The sequence below is a fragment of the Novipirellula artificiosorum genome, assembly GCF_007860135.1.
Lineage (GTDB): Bacteria > Planctomycetota > Planctomycetia > Pirellulales > Pirellulaceae > Novipirellula_A > Novipirellula_A artificiosorum.
This window is the reverse complement of sequence record NZ_SJPV01000005.1, coordinates 538,624-560,399: the sequence shown is the minus strand read 5'-3', so window position 1 is coordinate 560,399 and position 21,776 is coordinate 538,624. Positions and strand designations below refer to the sequence as shown.

Sequence of the window (21,776 nt, the reverse complement as noted above, 5' to 3'; positions counted from 1 at the left end):
GCTGTGTTGGTGATAGTCCAGTCCGACGTGATAGGTTATTTTCGACATTGCTCGTTGCTCCGAGTGAAATCAGGGGAAGTTAGATATCACTTGGTTTTACTCTGCAGCGAGCATTTCATCCCCATCTACGTCAGATATTGATCCCGCGATGCTTAGTAAATTTCGATCCTTATCAAAACCAATTGCTGGGTGGCGCAATCCGCGTTTTTACGCGAATTCCCCACAGCCAGAAATTTTGTTTACCAATAAGTCGCTTACAGTCCGAATTGGATAGTGAACTGGGTTCGATGGTTATCTCCCGTCGTCAGGTCCCGAACCTCCCGCCAATTGTAGTTGTATTCGATTCCCACTCCGAAACCGGGGCGCGGTGACCAGATCAGGTTGATCGCGGCGTTTTGAAGATCGCGGGCTGCCGTTGAAGCCATCAGCGGAGTCGACTCAACACGCGTCAGGCCGTAATACATGTTCGTGCGGAATTCATCCGAAAAGAAATGTTGCAACGATAGATAGGCTCCCGTTGCCCCCAGGGTTCGGAAGCCGTCCACATCGGGCGCGGCCGCGGACTGCGTTGCGGCCAGTCCCAACATGTATCCTCCGATGCCTTCTCCGCCAGTGACACCCATCCGGAGATTGTCTGTTCCGGTGAGCTGTACCCGAGAAGTCAACGCGACGCCCCAGCCGGTCCGCAAGTGTTCATCCCCGAACGGATCTTCATACCCGATGCCCCGGACCAGCGAAGCGATTTGAAACGTGCCGATATCGTTGCTGGCGAACCGGATCCTCGAAACGAAGTCGGGCAAGCGTTGCAGCGGCTGATCGTTGATGGGATCCGGCAGCGTGAAGTCGACGGAGCTAGGGTTTTCTAAAGCACACGCAATGTTGACACAATCGCTGACGCGACGAGTAAGGCGAAAGATCCCTTGTCGAACGAAAATCGAGCCAGGCTGTGCCGTTTCAGGAAGAGCCTGAGGCAAGGTGGCGGGGTCCATGAAGGTTGACCAAGTCTGTCCGGCTATTAGATTAACGTTGCCATAATCCCATTCTCCGTACGCATGCCGGAGTCGCGGTTGCGTGGCTTGAGGCGCATAGAAATCAAATTCGACAAACCCACGTAGTTTGCCAAAATCTGTACTGGCATGGGCATCAAAATTCAATCGAGAATGATTCGCCGTAAGCGTTGTCTGGCCTCGCCTTTGCGCTAGCGGTGACCCGTCAAGGGCGATGGTGCTTGGCACCAGTAACGTCCCGGACGCAACATATCCAGTATCGTAGATCATTTCCCCCCGCGCGTAGCCACCAATGCGAAGTGAAACATCCGTTCCGGGTAAAAGAATGGCTCCACGAGAATCACCTGCTTCAACCAATCGTTGTGGATCGATGGGCGGCTCAAGCAAGTCCTGCGCAGAAACGTTGCGTTCAGCTACTAGTCTGCGCAACTCTTCGACTTCAAAACGCAGTTCTTCAACGTCGGCGTTCTCCGTCGGTGACAAACGTGTTTTGGCATCCGAGTCTTGTGTGAGTCCTTGCTTGGCCAATGGCACGCCCAGAATGCCCAAAACCAAGATGAGAACGAACAGCCTCCACATTACGGCGATGCTTGCAGTGAGTTCTTGGTACATCGAAATTGCAAACGTCCTTGAACTGCTTGGTGGCTGTACCAGGACGGCAACGCTGCAGATGAGTCTCATGCACTTGTTCCTTGAAGTGATGCGGACTCCAGTACTGTGTCGTCTGATAAGAAGCGTCCGTGTAGCGTTTTAAGCGATAATATCGGTTTCTTCGACAAAATCGTTTAAGAGGGTTAGGCAAACATCCTGACATCGCTAAAGTTGCGCTTTTTGCGTACTGATTGATCGAAACCACCGCGTTTGAAGCCGAATGCCTGCGAACAGCGCTGATACAACCAATCTGTTTGCCGTCACAGCGAAACTTGTGGGTTTGAATTGGCTCGGGAAGCTTTCCTAGCTGGTGATTCAGGGCTATTTCCATAGTTTCACGGGATTTATAATCGTAGGCCTTTCTAATTGCCAGTTTGGACTTGTTCTTCAGGCCCTCCACATTGGAGCCAAAATGGCTTTTCGAATCTGCTGGCAAGGTGGTGACAGTCGGCCCCCGGTTCATCGCAGTGGGCAGTCGAACTATGGATCTCGGGCGAAGATGTGCTGCTCGTGCAAGAAGGTGACTATGTTCGACTGCATTTTGAAGGCTGGACTGCCGTTTCGACGTAAGAGATTCACTCGCGTACGCTTTTAGCTAGTAAGTTCAGATCGACAGTCACGATCAATTATTTTGACGCAGGCGAGGAGCAGGCGGCGAGAGACTGGCTTTCCTTTGCGAACTAAACGCGACTCGGAGAAGAAGCGTTTTCAATCAAACAAACGGATAAGAACGGAACATGGCTGAATACCAAATCCTCACAATTTTTGCTGCGTTTGCGTTGGCTTACAGCCTGATCGCATCACGTTTGGAGAAGACGCCGATCAATGGAGCACTTGTTTACGTTCTTGCGGGTATGCTGATTGGCCCCGATCTGCTCGATTTGATTGATCTTTCGATCGAAGGCGAGACCGTTAGCCAACTTGCGGAAATCGCACTCGCGATCTGCCTTTTCACGGACTCGTCAAACGCCAATCTGACTGTACTGCGACGTGTCGAAGCGATCCCCGTCCGTCTGCTGCTGCTGGGTTTGCCGCTGACGATTGCCCTTGGCATGGGAATCGCTTGGTTGATCTTCGGTGAACTTGGCTTTTTTGAGGTCGCGCTGATCGCCACAATGCTGGCACCCACGGATGCGGCCTTGGGAAAAGCGGTCGTTACCAATCCGGTCGTGCCTGCCAAGGTGCGTGAAAGCCTGAATGTTGAAAGTGGATTGAACGACGGCATCTGCGTGCCCGTGATCTTGTTCTTCATCGCGCTGGCAGCGGGTTCGGTCGAGGCATCCGAATCGGCCTCATTGGTTTTTCAGCTGCCGCTGAAGGTGATCGGGATCGGATTGGTGACCGGCCTTGTGCTTGCCGTAGTGGGTGGGTTTGGATTGCGAACGAGTGCTGCTCGCGGTTGGGTTGCTGGAACCTGGCTACAAATTCCTATCATCGCACTCGCCCTGCTCTGTTTTGGATTGGCACAATGGCTGGGTGGTAGTGGCTTCATCGCTGCTTTCGTAGGCGGGCTGACATTTGGCGCGTTGACGAAGCAGCACAAGGAGAAGTTCTTAACCGCGGCGGAAGGTACCGCAGACGCAGTCGCGATGGTGACGTGGTTCGCGTTCGGAACGATGGCGTTAGGAATTCTTCTGTCTGGGTTCAGTTGGCGAATTTTGGTCTACGCCCTGCTGAGCCTAACCGTGGTCCGCATGTTGCCTGTGTTCCTGTGTCTGATCGGAAAGGGACTAAAGCGAGACACATTGCTATTCATAGGCTGGTTCGGACCACGGGGCTTGGCAAGTATCGTGTTCGTCGTGATGGTCATCGCGGAAAAACTTCCGGGCAACGATACGATCGTGGCCGTTGTTGTGTGGACCATCATACTGAGCGTTCTCTTGCACGGCCTGTCCGCCAATCCGCTAGCCTCACTCTATGGTGCTCGCGCAGATGCACGCGGGGGAGAAGTCTAGAGCAGTCGACTGAGGGCTTGTCCTCAATCCACAGTGGCCCGTCTATCGCTTATGTTCTGATCTTACCCTGATCGTATCGGCCAAAGCTTGCGTGGCAACGGCAACGGTCATGCCGACAAAGATCATACCGATTATGCCAATGCCGATGCTGACCACGCACCCCATTCCAGTTTTGGGAGTGATATCGCCGTATCCGATCGACAAGCCCGTTATGAACGCGAAGTAGATCGCCCGGTCTAGTGGGATGTCTTCCAAATACGAGATCGCCACTCCACCAAGCACTAGCAGCATCAGCAGACCAACGAGTACCTCTCGGACGTGGAGGCCATAACGAACGAAGAGTCGGATAAAATCTCCAAACGCGCGGATTCGACTACTCATCGGTGTTGAACTTCACATTGGAAAACGAGTCTTGCCGCGATTCTCTGAGGAGTTCTGTCAGGTCAGCTTCCGGCTTGTCTGTCTTCTCACGAGAAGCCATCTCTCGATCTTGAGCTTCCGCGACGGTAGCAGGATCGCTTATGGGCAAGCTGTCCAAATCCATCGGTGCCTCGATCATTGACACTGATGATTCCATCTGATTTCCAGCGGAGAAGCCGCGGCATCGCACTTCCCAGCCACCTCCAAGTGCTTTGTACAATTGAACCAGGCTGGTCGTCACATCACCTTGCGCCTGCGCTAGCTGGTTTTGCGATCCAACGAGCGCTCCCTGCAAGAGGAAGACACCAGTGAAGTCCGTTTCGCCTTCCTCATACGAGAGCGTCAGCAGCTTTAACGCTTCCTCGGTCGCCTCCACACTTTTCTGGAGTGTTCGATACCGCTGCTGGGTCTTGAGAAACGCAACGATCGCATCTTCCACTTCTTGGTTCGCGTTCAGCACGGTGCCCTGGTAACTGGCAATCAGCTCCTGCAGACCGTACTGTTGCAATTGGACATTATTCTTGATGCGACCGTAATTCAATAGGTTCCATTGAAATCCAGGGCCGACCGAACCAGCGTTGCTCGCTGACCGAAATAGATCACCGAACCGCTCACTCTCCCATGCAATCTGGCCTGTGATCGTGAAGGCAGGGTACAAGTCAGCGATCGCAATTCCGATCTGCTCACTCTGTGCTGCGACGGATCGTTCGGAGGCGCGAACATCCGGTCGCCTGCGCAGCAAGTTGGCTGGAATGCCTACCACGACGTCCGGCGGTGCGGTTGGGATTTCGCCTTCGCCGAGCATGGGTGAAAGATCTTGAGTGGGGAGCCCCAGCAGCGTGCAAAGCTGGTTGTTCGCCTGGCGGAGTTGAATCTCGATATTGGGGATACCCGCTCTGGTTGATTCAAGACTCGACGTGGCAAGATAGACACCGGTAAATCCGGTTGCACCACTGTTCGCTTTCTTCTGAGTGAGTTCCAGCGAGCTTTCTTGGATCTCTGCATTGCGTTTCGCGTACTCAAGTTCTTTTTGCGAGGTTCGATAGTCAGTATAGGCCGTTGCCACTTCCGCGAACAAGCTGATCATGATGGCATCGCGGTCGCCGACCGAGGCTTCTAAGTTAGCTTCGGCCGACGCGATGGAGCGACGATAACGCCCCCACACGTCGACTTCCCAGGCAAGGTTGAACCCAGTGGACCATTTGTCAAACGCGCGAAGAGGGACGGGCGTCGCAACGGACTGGCTCTCAAGAATCCTGTCGTATTGACCGTACGCTGTTTGAGATTGAGGAAACAGGTTTCCAACGTTGATGTCACGGATCGCGCGTGCCTGCATCACCCGCCATCCCGCTTCACGGAGCGACAGATTCTGTTGGTATGCTGTCTGAATCAGGCTGTCGAGCAACGGATCGTTGAGGTTCGACCACCACTGAGGATCGCTCCAGGTGGTTTGATCAAGGTGCACCTCGCCGGCATCAATCCAATTTTCCGAAACGCTTGCCTGGGGTTGGCAGTACTCAGGGCCGACTTTCAGCTGGTTGTGAGCCCATTGCTTGAGTTGGCAGCCGGTGTTGCAGAGGAGGCCAACTGCAAGGAGCAACGAACGCAAACAAGCCGTCTTTCCTAGTCGACGGTTGAGCGCGTTCATTTTCCTCAAGACTCCGTCCCCTGGGCGATCCAATGCGTAGCAAATGCGATGTCCGGCCAATCCGTAAAGGCTGAACTACTGGAGAATTCGGCACGACCGCCTCGAAATCCTGATTCCATTGGATGTTTTTGGTGCCACAGGCCCCAATTCTCTCAATTCAGGCAGGACGACTAATACAATGTGTACTGTTCGTATTTATTTTTGCTAATCGTTAAAGCCGGTATTTCCCGATGTTGGCCGATCAGATCCCGTCCGAGATTTCTTTCACCTGGGTCTACCTGCCGCCCTTCATGATCACGGTGGTATTGGGATATCTAGCCACGCTTGGACTGACACGCTTGCTCAACGCAACGGGGCTGAGTCAGTATTTCTGGCGGACTGAGATCGCGTTCCTCGCTTTCTGGGTCATGCTGACGTCACTGATTGGCCTTTTCTATTTGCCGCCCTGATCAACGCAATCGCAAACGTGACTGGGGCATCCTGCCCCAGAAATCCCAAGACTACTGCGGCTAGAAGCTACAGTCACAAGGCTCAACAACATAGTTTGATGAATAAACAATGCTATCCAAAGACTCGATCAAGAAGCTCATCCCCAAGCTTGTCACGACGACCGTTGTAGTGGCAGCCTCGGCATGTGCTTATTTGCTTTACAGCCGATACCAGTGCGCTCCCTGGACGCGCGACGGTCAGGTGCGGGCGGATGTAGTGCAGATCGCTCCGCGGGTGAATGGTTACTTGGTAAAGATTTCGGTCAAGGACAATCAAGCGGTCAGCAAAGGTGATCTGCTGTTTCAAATTGACCCCAGCCAATACCAATTGGCCGTTGATCAAGCAGAGGTATCGCTGATTCAGGCGAAACAAAGCGTCGCTCAATTGGAGGCCGCCGTCCGCGCCGCCAAAGCGGGGGTCAAACAGAGCGAGGCTGCCGCGATATCGGCGAAGAGCCAAATCGATGCTGCCCAGGCCGGTGTGGAGTCGGCTAACGCGTCGGTGGCAGAAGCCGAGTCGGGAGTCACCTCCGCCACGGCAAAGATCGCTCAAGTCAAGGCGCAACTCGCCGAAGCCCAGCGAGAGGCCGAGCGAGCCCAGAAGCTTGCCGACAGCAAAGCGGGGTCAGTGCAAACCGCGCAGGCAAAGGCGGCTTCGGTGCAAGCGTATCAGGCGGAAGTCGATAGTGCGAACGCCGGTCTTGCACAGGCCAAGTCAGCCGTCGTGCAGGCGCAGGCAGCCGTCCGTGAGGCGAAAGCCAATTTGGTGATTGCCGAGAACGGATTGGCCGAAGCCGAAGCTGGCGTGTTGACCGCCAACGCCGACTTGGACCAAGCCAAGGCAAACTTGGGTGAACCGGGTGATGCGAACTATCGCATCCAAAGCGCAAACGTGCAGTTGGAACAAGCACAGCTCAATTTGAACTGGACTTCAATCTACGCCCCTGCCGACGGCTATATCTCCAACATGAGCCTGTTGGGCGACACGTTTGTTTCGGCCGGGACGCCCTTCGCGCTGTTTGTCGATTCGTCTTCCTTTCGGGTCGATGCCTATTTCCAGGAAACAAAGCTGAAACATATCCAGCCCGGCGACGAAGCGATCATCACGCTGATGAGTCATCACAACCAGCCTCTGAAGGCGCATGTCGAGAGCATCGGTTACGCCATCAATCCACCCAACCTCGCTCAAACAGACGGCCCCAGCAATATCGTTCCCACGATTCAACCCACGTTTGAGTGGATTCGATTGGCTCAGCGTGTCCCGGTGCGGATCCGCTTTGACAATATCCCCAAGGACATTCACTTGGTGTCCGGTATGACTGCGTCCATCGCGATTCGTAAGTAGTGACTGGTGATTCTTTCGGTGGCTGTGGCTTTCGGCCGAGGTGCTGGAGCAAGATGTCCCAGCCACGACATGATACTGCAACTAAAAGACAACCACACACGTGATCCCTACGCCAACTGTCGTGAACATGCAGCAAGCTTTCAAGCTTGCGCTCAGTATGGTGCTGCTATATTGGCTCGCGCTGTCGTTGAACTGGGAGTTGCCAAAGTATGGTGCCCTGGCAATCGCACTGATCAGTCTGGATACCACCGGCGCGTCGCTCAGCAAAGGCATCATGCGGATCATCGGTACAACGTTTGGTCTGGGCGTGGGAATGTTGGGGTTGGCCTTGTTCGCACAGGACAGTTCTCTCACGCTTGTGTACCACGCGCTCTACCTCGTCGTGATCGGCTACTTCATGCAGTCCAGCCGGTACGCCTATGCATGGCTCGTCGCCGGGTTCATGCCATCGCTCGTCTGGGCGACGACCTACGGCAAGATTGACTACGCCTTCTCCTTCGCCACCTTCCGATACTTAGAGACGACTGCGGGAGTTGTCATTTACACAGCCATCAGCATCATTCTTTGGCCGCAGCACGCGGGAGATGCACTCAACCGGCATGGTCAAGAATTCTGGCAGCAATTCCAGGAACTGTTCGCTACGTATCGTCATCAATTGGAAAAGGGAGAGCTCACCGATGACGCACCCGCAAAGCGAGCTAAACTTGCCGGAACCTTATCACAGATGCTGTCGACCATTGATGCGGCGTATGGGGACACACCGTCGGTTGCCTCGAGAAAACGTGCTTGGGAATCCTTTCGCGTCGCGAGTCGTGCGACCGTCGACGCGATGGAGCCGTGGCAGCAGAGCATCGCTGACTGTCGGCAACTGGACTTGGACCGCCTGTTACCGCAAGTCCACTCTTCGCTCGAAACACTACAGCAGCGGTTAGCGCGGATCGAGAGTTTGTGGCAAGCAAGATCGGCCGGCGAAGAGGCCAGCGAACCTGAGGATGGTGATGAATCGCTGCTGCAGTGGCAGGAATTGAAGCTGGTCCAAGATTCGGGCGTCCGGCTTTCTCATCTTGAACGAGCGGCGTTGTTGAACTTTGCCAGTCAATTGAATTTGCTTCATCGAACCAGCGGCAGACTGCTACGCATCATGCGTGTACTCTCGGACCTCTCGCCGGTCAAGGAACTCGATGCGCACGCATTGCCGACGGACCTTTATCGGCCGCCGCGGTGGGACGCTGCGAGGTTCACCTTTGGATTGCTTCCTGCGGTCTCATTCATCGTCGGTTGGTTTTTCTGGATTTACGTCAATCCTCCCACCGGTCCAAGTGTGCCCAACCTGGCCGTGAGTTTTGGCTTGATGGCCGTGAGGACGCCTATGAACGTATTGCGTCTCGTTCCTATCGTGTTCATTGTCTTGTGGGGCTTGGTGGCGCCGGTGTATTTTCTAGTCATGCCGCGTCTCAGCACCGGACCGGAGCTGCTGTCGCTCATCTTTGTTTTTGTGTTTCTCGCTCGATTATTCCTCGTTGGTCGATTGACGGCGCTCCGATCGGTCGTGCTGCCGGCATTCGTGGTGATCAGCGGAATCAGCAACAATCAAAGTTACTCGTTCATGGGGATTGTCAGCGGAGCCATGTTGGTTCTGTTTGCCCTGGTCATCGTTGGCATCGTGCAGACGCTGATGGGTTCGATGAAATCAGAACAGACGATGCTGAACAGTGTTCGTTGGTTCTTTAGTGGTTGTGCAAGAGTCACCAGCTCCTATGCGTGGGAGCGCCATGGAAATCGCACCGGGTCGCAAGTCCAACGAAAACGATACTTGGACTCGATGGTCTTGCCGGCATCCGCGAAAGTCCAAGCATTGAAAAAACGGCTTGACTACAAGCAGTTTCCCGATAATTCACCGGACAAGGTTCAGCAGTTAGATGACGCCATGCAAAGCATTGTCAACCGTCTCCAGGCGCTGGAGAACTCTCAACATGAGTTCGCCAACCACGCAAAACAGTTGCCTGATTCCTTTGCCGTCGTGACCGATCGACTTCGAGTGTCTCTGCAGAGTGTGTTTGAACGCTGGGCCAAGCTCGAGCCGCGCGATGTGATGAATGATCAGCAAACCGAACTAAAGCAGTTCACACACGAATTGGAAAGCCAGTTTGATGGACTGCAAGCGAATTCCGAGCAGTCCGAATTTGACGACGAGGTGCTCGCGAGCCTCTACGCGACGATTGGAAGCGTCCGGGGTCTAGTCGATGCCATGGCCAACGCGCAAATGGTGCTTAACCAGATCAACTGGAACCAATGGGCCACACCGCGTTTTTGAGCTACTTCGACCGGTTTGTCCACTGTTTATCACACGTGTGAACGGAGTTGAAAACACGCCTTTATCGCGAGGATATCCAAACCGAACTAACATTCTTTGTCGGCGGTGCAGGAACGAAGGTGCATTCCTTAGCGGTGCCTGCAAAAGCAGCATACCAATCAAATGACGTTTTAATGATGACGACCTATGAAATACCTGTTCCTAAATCCGTCCACAATCGCAGTACTATTACATGGACTGATCGTCGTTGCACTTTCGGCTCGCGTTGTAATGAAGCGACCGGCAACAGGAGTCGCCCTGGCCGGGATGCTTCTTGTTTCGGAAACGCCGTTTGTTGGCGCGGCTGCTGATCTACTGATTGGAGAACGCCTCATTGGCAGACGACGTGGGCAAGGCATCAAGACGATGCGTGTGGATTTCCGAGAGATAGCGGATGCTACGATCCGGAAACGATTGACGGATGTTGATTGGCCTCGGCACTCGCCCGACGTCCAGTGCATGGACAAAATCGGTCGTCGACTGATCGGATTTCCTACAGTCTGCGGTAGCAATTTCGACTTAATGTCGAATACGCAAGAGATCCTCGAAGCCATCGTCAACGACATTGATTCGGCGAAGACAAGCGTGCTGATGGAGTTCTACATCTGGAATGCCGGGGGCACTGCAGATGAAGTCCTGGAGGCTGTGATTCGGGCAGCCAAGCGTGGTGTCGTTTGTTGCTTGTTAATCGACGCGCTTGGCGCACGACCTTGGTGGAGGACCGAGCAAGATGCAGCAAACCTATTGATGTCCCGCCGGCCCTTCGGTCCAATGCCATGCCGAACGAAGCGTCTTGCACTTGAACGATTCGGGAACGCTGTTAGCGCACCGAAGGCCGGTTGCGCTTTTTGCATATTGATTTCTGGACTTCGAGCCTTCCGCTGAATGGCCCTCAACACCCAAAGCCGTTAGGTTAGAGACCTGTCGAGAAACCGCTGACATGTCAAACCTATTCATTCCATTGACGATGTGAATCGGTCCTCGGGGGCATTCATCTGGAAGTTGTTGCTGGGTGTGCTTTACTTGCTGGGTGGGATTTCAGTGCTGTTCGCTCCCGGCATCGCCGCTCTGACGCTGAGCGTGGTTTTGGCCATCAGCATCGTTGTGCAGAGTTTGATTCAGGTGGCGACGGCCTTTCAAGTTCGACCAGAGCAAGGTTGGAGCTGGCTATTGTTTAGCGGCGTCACGGGCTTGTTCCTGGGCGGTCTGATCTGGGCACAGGGGCCAGCGGGTGCCGTCTGGTTGCTGGGCGTCTGGTTCGGTTTGAATCTGTTGTCCGATGGCATTGGACTGGCCATGGCCTCCTGCGTGATTCGCGCAAAACTTAAACAGCAAGATCGTTTGGAAGCACCAGAAGCAGCCTAGAGCGAAGCGCCCCGTTGGACAAAGTCGAAGAAGAAATGAAAGGCCAGATTGGAACGCTCATCAAATCCAACCTGACCCACGAACAGGAAGCGAAGCTCAACGCGGGATTCGGCGAGGAATAGAACTCGAGCTTTTAACCCGACCGACGTGAAGAAAGAATTCAAAAGCAAAGTCAATGAATATGAAAACTGAAAAACATACCCTTCTTGCGTTGGCAATACTCATCTGTTCCATCACGCTCGCCTTGCCCGCGATAGCCCAGGAAGAGACGCCCGCAGGCCCCGTGCTATTCACGAACGTCAACGTGTTTGACGGCGTGAACGAAGCATTGATTGAAAACGCCAACGTCGTCGTGACCGGCAACTTGATCACCGCAGTTTCGACCGAACCACTTGCTGTCGCCGGCGGCAGGGTCATCGACGGTGGTGGCAGAACGTTGATACCGGGCCTGATCGACGTTCACTGGCACACCTACTTATCGAACATCTCGGTGGGCCAACTTCTTCAGAATTCTGATATGTCCGACGTTGCGATTGCCGGACTGCTCGGCGCCGAGCAAACATTGATGCGCGGTTTCACAACAGTCCGCGACATTGGCGGTAATCCGTTCGCCGTCAAGAAGGTCATTGATGCTGGTAAATTTCCCGGTCCACGGATGCTTGTGTCCGGTCCTCCATTGGGGCAAACCGGAGGCCACTTTGATTTAACGCCCTACAGTGACGTTCCGCGCAATCCGGGCGCCCCGCTTTCGTATTGGGAGCGTAATGGACTTATTGCGATTGGAGACGGTGTTCCGGAGGTGACTAAAAAAGCACGCGAAATCCTGCGTATGGGCGCCACTCAGATCAAAATTGCGGGCGGCGGCGGAGTAACGTCTACTTACGACCCATTGGATGTCACACAATTCAGCTATGAAGAAATCAAAGCGATCGTCGACGTTGCAAAAAACTGGAACACGTACGTCGCAGCACATATCTTTACCGACGAGGCGATTCAGATCGCGATCAAGGCCGGAGTTAAGTCAATCGAACACGGCAATTTGATCAAAGATCCCAAGACTCTTCAGATGATGAAAGACAATGGTGTCTGGCTGAGCGCGCAGCCAATCCTGAACGATGAGGATGCACTGAAGTTCGAAAACTCGATCAGTACAAGAAAATTCATCGAAGTCACCGATGGCACGGACAGAACCTACAGGATGGCGAAAGCGATCGGAGTGAAAATCGCTTTCGGCACCGATCTATTGTTCGATCCCGCTTCGGCGGCACGGCAAGGAAAAATGGTTGTTAAGTTGCAGCGGTGGTTCACGCCGTATGAAGCACTCAAGATGGTGACCTCGACCAATGCCGAACTATTGACGATGAGTGGTCCACGTCATCCTTATCAGGAAGGGCCTCTTGGCGTCGTCAAGGAAGGAGCCTACGCGGATCTGATCCTGGTCGACGGCAATCCTCTCGAAAATCTTGACCTCGTAGGTGATGCGGCGAAGAACTTTGTCGTCATCATGAAGGACGGCAAGATTTACAAGAACACGCTGCGTTAGGAAATGGCCGGTCATGTGTTGTTGCCACGTTCGCCAAGGCGTGGCCCGACCCACCGTCTGGCGACGATCGCTGCAACGAAACGGGACAACTATTCACAGCCCGCATCAAACATACGTAATGACTAAGAGATGAAGTCCCATGAAACGAAACGTAGCACTAATTTGTATCGCAATAGTCTCGTCATTTTTTGCAGGTCAATATGCATTTGCTCAGGAGCATAACGCGCAAGATATTTCTCAGAAGCTTGAGAACGTTTCGCAGGGTCTAGTGGGCCGCATGGGAGTGGCTGCACAGGAAATTGGCTCAGGGGTGAGCGTCACCATCAACGGCAATGAGGCGTTTGTTATGGCGAGTACCTATAAAGTTGCAATTGCAACCACCTTGCTGGACCTCGTCGATAAAGGACAACTTAAGCTCACCGATTTCATTGATGTCCCACTAGAAACGATGGTCGTCGGGCCCAATCCGATCACCGTGAATTTCGTTCATCCCGGTGTAAAGTTGTCGGTCGCCAATTTGATTGAACCCATGATCACCGAAAGCGACAATACGGCGACGGACACCTGTCTAAAAGTAGCGGGAGGTCCGGAAGCGGTGACGAAGATGTTGCGCAGTATTGGGATTACAGAGCAACGAGTTGATCGGGAATGTTCCGAAATTTTGCGGGACTTCTATGGTTTACAGGACAAGGCCTACGCAACCGTAGCCGCAGAAGCCTATGCCATCGTGTGCAGCGACGACTTATCGAACGGTTTACCTCCTCTCGTCTTTCCCGATTTCGTCGTCCAGGATTTTAAACGCCCGCCACGACGGTCAAGTTCTTCGACCACCGGCGTCATGGACTCCATCTCGAGGTACAACCCAAAGATCCGCCGCACCTTCGCCGCCTCGTCCGCGTTGACCACCAACTTCGGGCTTGGCCCGGATCGATCGACGTCGTAGCCCAGCACCGGGATACCGCCCGCCCATTTCCCACGCCGTCGCTGAGCCGCGATTTTGTCGCGAATCCGCTCGCCGATGATCTCCCGCTCAAATTGAGCGAACGAAACCGTTTGCCCTCGTACTCAAATCCGTCCGTCAATACGAGCACGCGAATCATCTGGCCCTTGTATCGCCGTTCCAGAAAGCTGCCCGGCGGTGGCAATCGAGGATCCCAGTCGACGTATCCATCTTCTTCGGGGGTGGCCCGACGAACGTTATCCAGAACCTCTTCGTAGAGCGATCGCAGTTCATTGACTGTCTTGTCCTCGAGCGCAGCAACCGCCAATCGAGTTTCATCCGTCATCGGCTCACCTCCGTGTTAGCTTGCTCCGATTCGGAGACGATCGACAATTCGTTGATGTCGAGCGATTCGGAATCTTGTTCGACATCGACTTGATTCGATTGACGAGTGTAGATCGCACATTGCGTCGCACGTTGTTCTGCCTTGGACCGGCAGCGAGCTAATGCACGCGTAAGAATGGCAGCGATATCGCTACGTCTTGCCTCACTCATGAATGGGTACCTCGAGATTCGAAACGCATTTGACCCCGCAAATCACTGTGTTTTTGATGCGTTCGCAACTGAGGGGGTGGCTGCCAGCCCATGTTGCGGCCGAGATGCGAAGAATGGCCGGGTAATGCGTCGATACGACAATCACGGCCAGAATGCGAGCATTCAAAGGCGAGCAACCGAAACAATGAATGCTAAACGGTATTACAAACCGTTGCAGGAGAAGCTCCCAACCTTCCAACGACACCGACAGGTTTCAAGCAACGACCCATCTACCGTTTACCAGTCAATGCCCGGCAGATAGAAGCCGATGATGGTTCGGACTCATACGACCGTGGCTCAATCCAGACATCGTTGAAGTCGTCCAGTTCGAAATAGTCTTCGAGAAAGTCATTCTCTGGCGACCATTCAAAGTCATTGTCGGGTTCCGTAGGACGCGGAGGCAGAGGGTCGATCAGTCGGGCTTTCACTGCCTCCTGCAGAAGTTCCCGTTGGCTTCGCCAAAGCCACTTCCATCGACGCCGACGTCTTGGTTGGGCCACCGCAATTCGCTTCACGAGCGACGCGAGTTCGGCGACTTCTGTGATGGCGTCTGTTTCCAGCGTGGACAGCCGCTTGATGTTCTTCTTCGAAATGTTCGATTGCTCGAGGAAACCGTGGATCTCACCCAACCGTAGCAACCGTTGTTGCTCGATCTTTGGCATTCGTCTGCACTTACGACAGATCCTCGACTTAGGACCGCGACCGCCAAATTGTTCACTTGGCCGCCAGCGGCCACAGAGTATGCAGCCACGTCCCATGGTTCACGCACCCCGTCCCAATGAATTCGTTGCCACTTGAGATCCTTCGATCATTGTCAATCGCCAAAGTGCGACAAGTCAGAATCATCAAGCTCGGACCACAGCTGGTCAACGTACTCTTGAGCATCCTCGGCTACGATTAGCTCTTCAGGATCTCGATTGTCGTCCAATGCCGAATAGGTATTCTGAAGCATGTTTGGACGGAACAAAAGTTCTGACCCAGCAACTTTGCGAAATCCGAGGCTCGCCAATTCTTTCGGCTCCAGATTAGTCGTATGCTTCCACATCACCGTGGCAGTGTCCTCGGGAAACATGTGGCAGAGGGAATCGAGAATAAACGTCCTCCATGAATTGACGTCTGGATGAAACACTGCTCCATGGATAAAGACTAGACCTTGGACGGGATCGTCGAAACCGAAGTCCTCGCGAATCCCAAGGAAGTTGATGTCCGGCTCAATGGTGGCCTCATAGACTTGCATCCAGGCCGCCGAATCGGCGTCACAAATGTGCAGGATGCTCTGACCTTCGCTATCTGCACGGGCGATGTCGAGGTAGTCGACAGCCAAACGAGCTGCGATCGTCGGCTCATCACCGTTGGTATGGCACCAAACGTCCATCTCGCTTCTGCGGAAATAGTGAGTGGGGTCGGAGGGTTTCAAGTAGAAGGTTGAGTGGCAATCAATTCGCATCGGGTTCACTTCCGTGGCTGGTCTCGTCAATTGGAAGTGAGACAGTTTAGCGAAGACGCAATTGCAGACCAGAGAGGACCTGCTGAACGAAGAAGAGCGTTGGCAATCGCTTGCATCCTTGCGTCGAACCGCCGTATGCGGACCCGCATGTACGGTGGTGTGGGAGGGCGCCCGGGGCAACCCGGTCCCCTATCCCGATTGCGATGGTTATCCGCCGTTGTGGATTCTAACCGAATAGCGAAACGATCACGACGACCGCGGGTACAGTCCACATGGCCGCGAGTAAGGCAAACGCTAATCCCAATGATCCGTTTCGGCTACGATAAGTGTTCGGTGCGCAACAGACGCCGACGGTCAATCCGGTCGCGGCGGCGATCGAAAGTGCGAGACTTTGAGGTCCGGGTACGGCTGCTGCGGTTAGGCAATAGGCCAAAGCCGCTGACGCAACCATGGCGAAGGAGTTTTGCAATTGCTGCCTATTCCATTGACGCGAAATGGCGATACCTTCTTCCAACTTCTGCAAGTCTAGGTTTGACATTTCAGATGCTCCTCGTTGTTCGCTTGAGGTTGAACGTAAACAGGGCGTGGCCATGTTGCCATCAGATCGACGCGCGTCAGTCGGATAAAGAATCCATGTAAGTCCAAGGTTTGATGGGTGGGAGTCATTCGTAATTAAACTGGCGACTCGGACCCGTGATGCTGACAGACGGTATCTGTCAGTCACATTCGCTCCACCCACCAAACACAAGGAAACTTCGGTATGAGAATTCTCGCTCTTGACCTCGGCAAACTCAATACGATGTGCTGCTTCTTTGACACAAAATCACGAAAGCACTCATTTCTCAACGTCACCACTCGCCGCGACTCCCTCACCAGCGTCTTTAAGAATCGCAAAGCCAACCTTGTTGTCATGGAGTCGTGCGGCCCTTCAGGGTGGATCAACGACTTGGCCCAATCGCTCGGCCTCTCCACGCTCGTCTGCTCGACCAACGAGGAAGCTTGGCGATGGGCCAACGTCAAACGCAAAACCGACAAAGACGACGCACTCAAGCTCGCTCGATTAGCCGCCATGCGGGAACTCAAACCGGTCCACATGCCGTCGCAAGAGCACCGCGAGTTTCGCTCACTGGTCAAGTATCGCAAGACACTCGACCGCCGCATCAACAAAGCCAAAAACACCATCCGTGCCTGGTTCGTCAACCACGGCATCACGATCGACTCGGGGGACAAGGCGTGGCACACTGGACGCGAGCACATCGACTCGTTCCGTAAACCGATCCAAGAGTGTGGAGCCGACGAACTCTGGAAGGGTGAACTCGACATCGAACTGACGATCCTCGATTCATTGACACAGCAATTGGACATGATCGTCAATAAACTCGAAGCGATTGGTAAAACCGACCCACGCATTGTACGTCTGATGACGATTCCCGGTGTCGGACCTCGAACGGCTGAGATCCTGGTAGCCTTGATCAAACACGGAGCCACGATGGACAACCAGTATCGGCCGCCTGATGCCTTTACATCGACGAACGAATCGGACCATCGTGGCTTCTCAAACCAATTCTACACCCAACTCTTTTACCAACACAACCTATTGCGGAGATTCGGGAAGCCCAAACATCATTCACTAAGACCGACGCCAAGGAGAAGACCTACCCTGAGTGTGATGAGCACCGAGACAAGTTGACCCTGATCTTTCGCCCTAGGACCGATCGCAGTTGCGAATCGCAGAAAGCCCAGACACGTCGCCCTAAAGAATGTGCCACACCAACGGAAGGTAGCTTGCTGCTCATAGAAGCCTCCAGGCAAGCTGCACCCACCTCGAGCCGATGACCGTACAAGCGATCGTTGAACCGTGCATGGATAACTGAGAGGACGGCAGTCCGCAGTGAGCGGATCTATCAGAGTTCAAATGCGTTCACACCTCGAATAGTCGTTTAATCAACATCCTTGACTGAAAGTCGCAGTGATTCGTGTGCGGCCCACTCCCTCGAAGCTCTCCAACAAAGGCAACCTCCGCCTGCCCAACGTCTCCACCGCCTGTCGTTCGCCAAGCTCGCTATCGCGAGTGCCGGGCGAGCGACCAACAGGCGGCTCCGACGAAGGCAGGCTCCAAAGGAGATTTCAACTCAAATGACATAACAACAGGAAATCGGAAAAAGTGGAGACCCGCCACTTGCACAACCTCGGACTTCATAGTCGGCGGCCATCACCGGGCGACCGCCCAAGGCTATTCATTTGTAAACACGCTACCGGTCGGTCCGGTTCGCGACGTGGTTATCCACCGATCGCGCAAACACACGAAAATGACGGGTAAGCTCAACGGTTGCGATACCGGCCAAGGGCGCGGCTAGAGGAATCACGTAAAAGTCGTTGTACCAAGAAAACATTTCTTCTAAGCGGTATCCCAAGATACGGCCCGGTAACGATGCCAATTCGCCCAATAGTACGATCAGCAGCGATGTAAAGCACGCCGTTTCAGCGAAGATACCGAGAGTAGTCAGACGCAGAGGCAGTTTTTTCCATGGGCGGCACAATACATAAAGCTTCGTAGTGACCAGGGCAAGGACTGAAATAACGACACATCCAATTGCAATACCCCATGGATCGGATGCAGCACTCTCTGCAATATTGCGAAACCCGCCAATAAAGCCAAGGGCAACCACAAGCGTTACGAAAGCGGTAAGCAGCCGCACACCGGAAGCAACCGCAAAGGAAATGTTTCCGGTTTCGCTAGAATCATGATGCAACGATGGAGCGTAGGGATTCATAAGCTTGGAATTGGTCTTCATTCCGATAACGGTACCGATCAGCCGGCGACCGAAGTGGACTCTCCACTGTCAGCAACGTCACCGCCGCCGCTCCGTTGCATCGCATGGTTCGTCGCTTGTTTGGAGCGGTCAACGTAGTGCCGACCGGATTCGGATTGTTGACGCTGCAAATCATCAACAATCCGATCAAGGTCGTTGTCGAATTTCGCCGCGAGGCGATGACGAGCGTCTCGAATTTGTTGTGTGATTGGATTAGTCATCAGTATCCCCGGGGATTTCAGGTGGCGAGCAAATCACTGGAGGCTCAAAACCCGCGTCACGGCAAGCCTGCTCGATCTTGGATCGCATTGTCGCGTTGGCGATGTGTTTAAAATTCCAGGTCACCAAGTATTGTACTCGCTGAACTGCCGCAACGGCAATGTGCAAAGCGTCACGCGGTTCGGATGGTGGGACAGCACCCTCGGCATTGAGTACGCCTGCCAACGCTCTTGCTTCGTCGGTGATCGCAAGGACGGTCAAGTCACGGAGGACATCCAGACGCTCGTAAGCGGCTGCCAAATCGCCATCACTGCATTCATCAATGACAAGCTGCGAGATCGCAAGTTCGTATTGGGCTGCCGCAATGTTCCACCAGCTTCTCGTTGCCCGTTGGCGGGACGCGACATCCGGGTTTGAGTGGATGCGTCCAGCGACATTGCCAATCACAGTTGTTTCGACGTAGATTGAGTCCATTGCGTTATTCTAACGTCGACGAAAGAGTCCGAGGTTTGATGGGTGGGAGTCATTCGTAATTAAACTGGCGACTCGGACCCGTGATGCTGACAGACGGTATCTGTCAGTCACATTCGCTCCACCCACCAAACACAAGGATACTTCAATATGAAAATTCTCGCTCTTGATCTCGGCAAATTCAACTCCGTCTGCTGCTTCTTTGACACAAAAACCCGAAAATCACGCTTTCTTACTACCCCCACCGAGCGGAAACACATCGCTAGCGTCTTGAAGAACGCCAAGGTGGACCTCGTCGTCATGGAAGCTTGCGGACCCTCAGGCTGGATTAACGACTTGGCTCAATCGCTCGGCCTCTCCACGCTCGTCTGCTCGACCAATGAGGAGGCTTGGCAATGGGCCAAAGTCAAACGCAAAACCGATAAAGACGACGCCCTCAAACTCGCTCGATTGGCCGCCATGCGAGAACTCAAACCGGTCCACATGCCCTCGCAAACGCACCGCGAGTTCCGCTCGCTGGTCAAGTATCGCAAGATGCTCGACCGACGTATCAACAAAACCAAAAACACCATCCGTGCCTGGTTCGTCAACCACGGCATCACGATCGACTCGGGGGACAAGGCGTGGCACACTGGACGCGAGCACATCGACTCGTTCCGTAAACCGATCCAAGAGTGTGGAGCCGACGAACTCTGGAAGGGTGAACTCGACATCGAACTGACGATCCTCGATTCATTGACACAGCAATTGGACATGATCGTCAAAAAACTCGAAGCGATTGGTAAAACCGACCCACGCATTGTACGTCTGATGACGATTCCCGGTGTCGGACCTCGAACGGCTGAGATCCTGCTCGCCTTGATCAAACACGGAGCCACGATGGACAACCAGTATCGGCCGCCTGATGCCTTTACATCGACGAACGAATCGGACCATCGTGGCTTCTCAAACCACTTCTACACCCAACTCTTTTACCAACACCCTATTACGGAGATTCGGGAAGCCCAAACATCATTCACTAAGACCGACGCCAAGGAGAAGACCTACCCAAGTGTGAGAAGCACCGAGACAAGTTGACCCTGATCTTTCGCCTTAGGATCGATCGCTGTAGCGAATCGTAGAACGATCAGACACGTCGCCCTAAAGAATGTGCCACACCGATGGAAGGTAGCTTGCTGCTCATTGAAGCCTCCAGGCAAGCTGCACTCACCACGAGCCGATGACCGTACAAGTGATCGTTGAACCGTGCATGGATAACTGAGAGGACGCAGTCCGCCGTGAGCGGATCTATCAGAGTTCAAATGCGTTCACACCTCGAATAGTCGTTTAATCAACATCCTTGACTGAAAGTCGCAGTGATTCGTGTGCGGATCACTCCCTCGAAGCTCACCAACAAAGGCAACCTCCGCCTGCCCAACGTCTCCACCGCCAGTCGTTCGCCAAGCTCGCTATCGCGAGTGCGGGGCGAGCGACCAACAGGCGGCTCCGACGAAGGCAGGCTCCAAAGGAGATTTCAACTCAAATGACATGACAACAGGAAATTGGAAAAAGTGGAAACCCGCCACTTGCACAACCTTGGACTTCATAGTCGTCGGCGATCAGCGGGCCGGGACGCTTGATTTTCCATTCGTAAAATCCTGCAAGCCCGGCTCCGTTGCAGTACGCCCAACGATGGGCGTGATCTTGTGGGGTGAAAGTCCCCTGTGCTTAGTTCCGGTTTTCTTTATGGGAGTCATGATACCAAATGGATAGCTCGTAAAGAACAGTACGAGGCGAGGGCAACTGCGGCGAGGTGACAGACCGTGGAGAGGAAGCCTGCGAAGATGATCGGTAAGCCAGCAAAGAATCGTCGCTGGACATCTTCTCGCCAAGACCCGCCAGGTGACGAACAGAAACCACATACGAGGCCGACGACTCCAGGCGAGCGGGCTGCTGACCGCGAAGCCAAACCGGAAGATGGGGCGCAGGTAGATGTGGCACTTGGGTGGGGATAGATCACGTGTTTTCAAGTCACAAGCGGCTTTGAAACGTCCCTTATTTGGGAAGGGTCTTCGAACCTGTGCCCGCCAGTAGAGCTTGCTCGAACGCGGGGTGGAGTGCGGCATCCGGTTCGTTTACCCTCAACAAAAGCTACTCGCTGTTTCGAAGATGGTGAACTCGACTTCGTTTTCATCGATGGCGACCACTCGTACCAATCGGTCAAAGCCGACCTAACCGCATGGCACCCCAAACTCCGCCCCGGTGGTATCCTCCTCGGCCACGACTACGATCCCGAGCGGTTTCCGGGAGTTGTGAATGCAGTTGAGGGATTTGCCAATCAACAACAACTGAAACCAAGTCGTCACAAACACAGCATCTGGCATCTAGCACCTATTTAGGAATTGGCCGAAGCCCCCTCTGCCGGCGAGCGAGGAAGACTATGTCACCATTTCAACCACGCTTTTCACCTCATGGTGATGCGGCATCTCTGCGAAAGGATGCGCCGAATTTCGAAAGATCACTGTCCTGGCGCGTTAC

23 protein-coding genes are annotated in these 21,776 nt (G+C 53.9%); 12 read left to right on the top strand and 11 right to left on the bottom strand.

The features are described from left to right. Nucleotides 1-254: 254 nt before the first annotated feature. A complete protein-coding gene (locus Poly41_RS16960) occupies nt 255-1,688 on the bottom strand; it encodes a porin (RefSeq protein ID WP_146527887.1) in 1,434 nt (477 codons plus the stop codon). Between the two features lie 707 nt (nt 1,689-2,395). On the opposite strand from Poly41_RS16960, the gene Poly41_RS16950 reads away from it, so the two are divergent. Continuing rightward, on the top strand, nt 2,396-3,613 hold the full coding sequence (locus tag Poly41_RS16950; protein WP_146527886.1) for a cation:proton antiporter: 1,218 nt from the start codon (nt 2,396-2,398) through the stop codon (nt 3,611-3,613). Between the two features lie 42 nt (nt 3,614-3,655). Here the strand turns inward: Poly41_RS16950 and Poly41_RS16945 are convergent, their stop codons facing one another. Continuing rightward, nucleotides 3,656-3,994: a potassium channel family protein gene (locus Poly41_RS16945; RefSeq protein ID WP_146527885.1), complete on the bottom strand. Its 339-nt coding sequence runs from the start codon at nt 3,992-3,994 to the stop codon at nt 3,656-3,658. Beyond that, entirely contained in the window at nt 3,987-5,681 is a 1,695-nt protein-coding gene (locus Poly41_RS16940; protein ID WP_146527884.1) for an efflux transporter outer membrane subunit, read from the bottom strand. Before Poly41_RS16940 ends, Poly41_RS16945 begins: the two co-directional genes overlap by 8 nt. Nucleotides 5,682-5,911: 230 nt before the next feature. Here Poly41_RS16940 and Poly41_RS16935 point away from each other — a divergent pair, with 230 nt between their 5' ends. The 8 genes from Poly41_RS16935 (at nt 5,912) to Poly41_RS16900 (ending at nt 13,718) form a co-directional block, all read left to right on the top strand. Continuing rightward, complete coding sequence (locus Poly41_RS16935) at nt 5,912-6,130, top strand: DUF1656 domain-containing protein (protein WP_146527883.1); 219 nt, start codon at nt 5,912-5,914, stop codon at nt 6,128-6,130. Nucleotides 6,131-6,239: 109 nt separating this feature from the next. Next, nucleotides 6,240-7,514, top strand: a complete 1,275-nt coding sequence (locus tag Poly41_RS16930; protein WP_146527882.1) for an HlyD family secretion protein — start codon at nt 6,240-6,242, stop codon at nt 7,512-7,514. 127 nt (nt 7,515-7,641) lie between these two features. After that, a complete protein-coding gene (locus Poly41_RS16925; protein ID WP_197231399.1) occupies nt 7,642-9,828 on the top strand; it encodes an FUSC family protein in 2,187 nt (728 codons plus the stop codon). 186 nt (nt 9,829-10,014) lie between these two features. After that, on the top strand, nt 10,015-10,752 hold the full coding sequence (locus Poly41_RS16920; protein ID WP_146527880.1) for a phospholipase D-like domain-containing protein: 738 nt from the start codon (nt 10,015-10,017) through the stop codon (nt 10,750-10,752). 66 nt (nt 10,753-10,818) lie between these two features. Further along, nucleotides 10,819-11,232 (top strand): HdeD family acid-resistance protein, encoded by a 414-nt coding sequence (locus tag Poly41_RS16915; RefSeq protein WP_146527879.1) that lies wholly within the window; start codon nt 10,819-10,821, stop codon nt 11,230-11,232. A 14-nt stretch (nt 11,233-11,246) separates the two neighbouring features. Then, entirely contained in the window at nt 11,247-11,354 is a 108-nt protein-coding gene (locus Poly41_RS16910) for a DUF1269 domain-containing protein (RefSeq protein WP_197231397.1), read from the top strand. 53 nt (nt 11,355-11,407) lie between these two features. Beyond that, on the top strand, nt 11,408-12,775 hold the full coding sequence (locus Poly41_RS16905) for a metal-dependent hydrolase family protein (RefSeq protein ID WP_146527878.1): 1,368 nt from the start codon (nt 11,408-11,410) through the stop codon (nt 12,773-12,775). 139 nt (nt 12,776-12,914) lie between these two features. Beyond that, entirely contained in the window at nt 12,915-13,718 is an 804-nt protein-coding gene (locus Poly41_RS16900; RefSeq protein ID WP_197231396.1) for a serine hydrolase, read from the top strand. Here Poly41_RS16900 and Poly41_RS34945 read toward each other — a convergent pair. From Poly41_RS34945 to Poly41_RS16870, 5 genes are all read right to left on the bottom strand, one after another. Beyond that, the gene (locus tag Poly41_RS34945; RefSeq protein WP_231615715.1) at nt 13,612-14,061 is read right to left on the bottom strand and encodes a DUF2924 domain-containing protein; all 450 of its coding nucleotides are present in this window, start codon (nt 14,059-14,061) and stop codon (nt 13,612-13,614) included. The genes Poly41_RS16900 and Poly41_RS34945 overlap by 107 nt on opposite strands. Further along, nucleotides 14,058-14,270 (bottom strand): hypothetical protein, encoded by a 213-nt coding sequence (locus tag Poly41_RS16885; RefSeq protein ID WP_146527877.1) that lies wholly within the window; start codon nt 14,268-14,270, stop codon nt 14,058-14,060. Before Poly41_RS16885 ends, Poly41_RS34945 begins: the two co-directional genes overlap by 4 nt. Nucleotides 14,271-14,539: 269 nt before the next feature. Further along, nucleotides 14,540-14,971 carry a hypothetical protein gene (locus Poly41_RS16880; protein ID WP_146527876.1) on the bottom strand — a complete coding sequence of 144 codons (432 nt, stop codon included), beginning with the start codon at nt 14,969-14,971 and terminating at the stop codon, nt 14,540-14,542. 152 nt (nt 14,972-15,123) lie between these two features. Continuing rightward, entirely contained in the window at nt 15,124-15,756 is a 633-nt protein-coding gene (locus Poly41_RS16875; protein WP_146527875.1) for a hypothetical protein, read from the bottom strand. Nucleotides 15,757-15,982: 226 nt separating this feature from the next. Beyond that, on the bottom strand, nt 15,983-16,294 hold the full coding sequence (locus tag Poly41_RS16870; protein ID WP_146527874.1) for a hypothetical protein: 312 nt from the start codon (nt 16,292-16,294) through the stop codon (nt 15,983-15,985). A 222-nt stretch (nt 16,295-16,516) separates the two neighbouring features. On the opposite strand from Poly41_RS16870, the gene Poly41_RS16865 reads away from it, so the two are divergent. Then, entirely contained in the window at nt 16,517-17,446 is a 930-nt protein-coding gene (locus Poly41_RS16865; protein ID WP_146527873.1) for an IS110 family transposase, read from the top strand. Between the two features lie 562 nt (nt 17,447-18,008). On the opposite strand, the gene Poly41_RS16860 is transcribed toward Poly41_RS16865, so the two are convergent. From Poly41_RS16860 to Poly41_RS16850, 3 genes are read right to left on the bottom strand one after another with little or no spacing between them, the layout of a single operon-like run. Beyond that, on the bottom strand, nt 18,009-18,551 hold the full coding sequence (locus Poly41_RS16860; RefSeq protein WP_146527872.1) for a hypothetical protein: 543 nt from the start codon (nt 18,549-18,551) through the stop codon (nt 18,009-18,011). Nucleotides 18,552-18,568: 17 nt separating this feature from the next. Further along, nucleotides 18,569-18,790: a hypothetical protein gene (locus tag Poly41_RS16855; RefSeq protein ID WP_146527871.1), complete on the bottom strand. Its 222-nt coding sequence runs from the start codon at nt 18,788-18,790 to the stop codon at nt 18,569-18,571. Next, nucleotides 18,783-19,262 carry a type II toxin-antitoxin system VapC family toxin gene (locus tag Poly41_RS16850; protein ID WP_146527870.1) on the bottom strand — a complete coding sequence of 160 codons (480 nt, stop codon included), beginning with the start codon at nt 19,260-19,262 and terminating at the stop codon, nt 18,783-18,785. Before Poly41_RS16850 ends, Poly41_RS16855 begins: the two co-directional genes overlap by 8 nt. A gap of 147 nt (nt 19,263-19,409) precedes the next feature. On the opposite strand from Poly41_RS16850, the gene Poly41_RS16845 reads away from it, so the two are divergent. Further along, nucleotides 19,410-20,336, top strand: a complete 927-nt coding sequence (locus Poly41_RS16845; protein ID WP_146527869.1) for an IS110 family transposase — start codon at nt 19,410-19,412, stop codon at nt 20,334-20,336. A gap of 1,019 nt (nt 20,337-21,355) precedes the next feature. Beyond that, nucleotides 21,356-21,637, top strand: a complete 282-nt coding sequence (locus Poly41_RS35710) for a class I SAM-dependent methyltransferase (protein WP_197231395.1) — start codon at nt 21,356-21,358, stop codon at nt 21,635-21,637. Nucleotides 21,638-21,776: the final 139 nt, after the last annotated feature.

Bases quoted from the DNA above. Each gene is read 5' to 3' on its own strand.
- Poly41_RS16960 (WP_146527887.1), bottom strand. From the start codon at position 1,688: ATGAGACTCATCTGCAGCGTTGCCGTCCTGGTACAGCCACCAAGCAGT.
- Poly41_RS16950 (WP_146527886.1), top strand. From the start codon at position 2,396: ATGGCTGAATACCAAATCCTCACAATTTTTGCTGCGTTTGCGTTGGCT.
- Poly41_RS16945 (WP_146527885.1), bottom strand. From the start codon at position 3,994: ATGAGTAGTCGAATCCGCGCGTTTGGAGATTTTATCCGACTCTTCGTT.
- Poly41_RS16940 (WP_146527884.1), bottom strand. From the start codon at position 5,681: ATGAACGCGCTCAACCGTCGACTAGGAAAGACGGCTTGTTTGCGTTCG.
- Poly41_RS16935 (WP_146527883.1), top strand. From the start codon at position 5,912: ATGTTGGCCGATCAGATCCCGTCCGAGATTTCTTTCACCTGGGTCTAC.
- Poly41_RS16930 (WP_146527882.1), top strand. From the start codon at position 6,240: ATGCTATCCAAAGACTCGATCAAGAAGCTCATCCCCAAGCTTGTCACG.
- Poly41_RS16925 (WP_197231399.1), top strand. From the start codon at position 7,642: ATGCAGCAAGCTTTCAAGCTTGCGCTCAGTATGGTGCTGCTATATTGG.
- Poly41_RS16920 (WP_146527880.1), top strand. From the start codon at position 10,015: ATGAAATACCTGTTCCTAAATCCGTCCACAATCGCAGTACTATTACAT.
- Poly41_RS16905 (WP_146527878.1), top strand. From the start codon at position 11,408: ATGAATATGAAAACTGAAAAACATACCCTTCTTGCGTTGGCAATACTC.
- Poly41_RS16900 (WP_197231396.1), top strand. From the start codon at position 12,915: ATGAAACGAAACGTAGCACTAATTTGTATCGCAATAGTCTCGTCATTT.
- Poly41_RS34945 (WP_231615715.1), bottom strand. From the start codon at position 14,061: ATGACGGATGAAACTCGATTGGCGGTTGCTGCGCTCGAGGACAAGACA.
- Poly41_RS16885 (WP_146527877.1), bottom strand. From the start codon at position 14,270: ATGAGTGAGGCAAGACGTAGCGATATCGCTGCCATTCTTACGCGTGCA.
- Poly41_RS16880 (WP_146527876.1), bottom strand. From the start codon at position 14,971: ATGCCAAAGATCGAGCAACAACGGTTGCTACGGTTGGGTGAGATCCAC.
- Poly41_RS16875 (WP_146527875.1), bottom strand. From the start codon at position 15,756: ATGCGAATTGATTGCCACTCAACCTTCTACTTGAAACCCTCCGACCCC.
- Poly41_RS16870 (WP_146527874.1), bottom strand. From the start codon at position 16,294: ATGTCAAACCTAGACTTGCAGAAGTTGGAAGAAGGTATCGCCATTTCG.
- Poly41_RS16865 (WP_146527873.1), top strand. From the start codon at position 16,517: ATGAGAATTCTCGCTCTTGACCTCGGCAAACTCAATACGATGTGCTGC.
- Poly41_RS16860 (WP_146527872.1), bottom strand. From the start codon at position 18,551: ATGAAGACCAATTCCAAGCTTATGAATCCCTACGCTCCATCGTTGCAT.
- Poly41_RS16855 (WP_146527871.1), bottom strand. From the start codon at position 18,790: ATGACTAATCCAATCACACAACAAATTCGAGACGCTCGTCATCGCCTC.
- Poly41_RS16850 (WP_146527870.1), bottom strand. From the start codon at position 19,262: ATGGACTCAATCTACGTCGAAACAACTGTGATTGGCAATGTCGCTGGA.
- Poly41_RS16845 (WP_146527869.1), top strand. From the start codon at position 19,410: ATGAAAATTCTCGCTCTTGATCTCGGCAAATTCAACTCCGTCTGCTGC.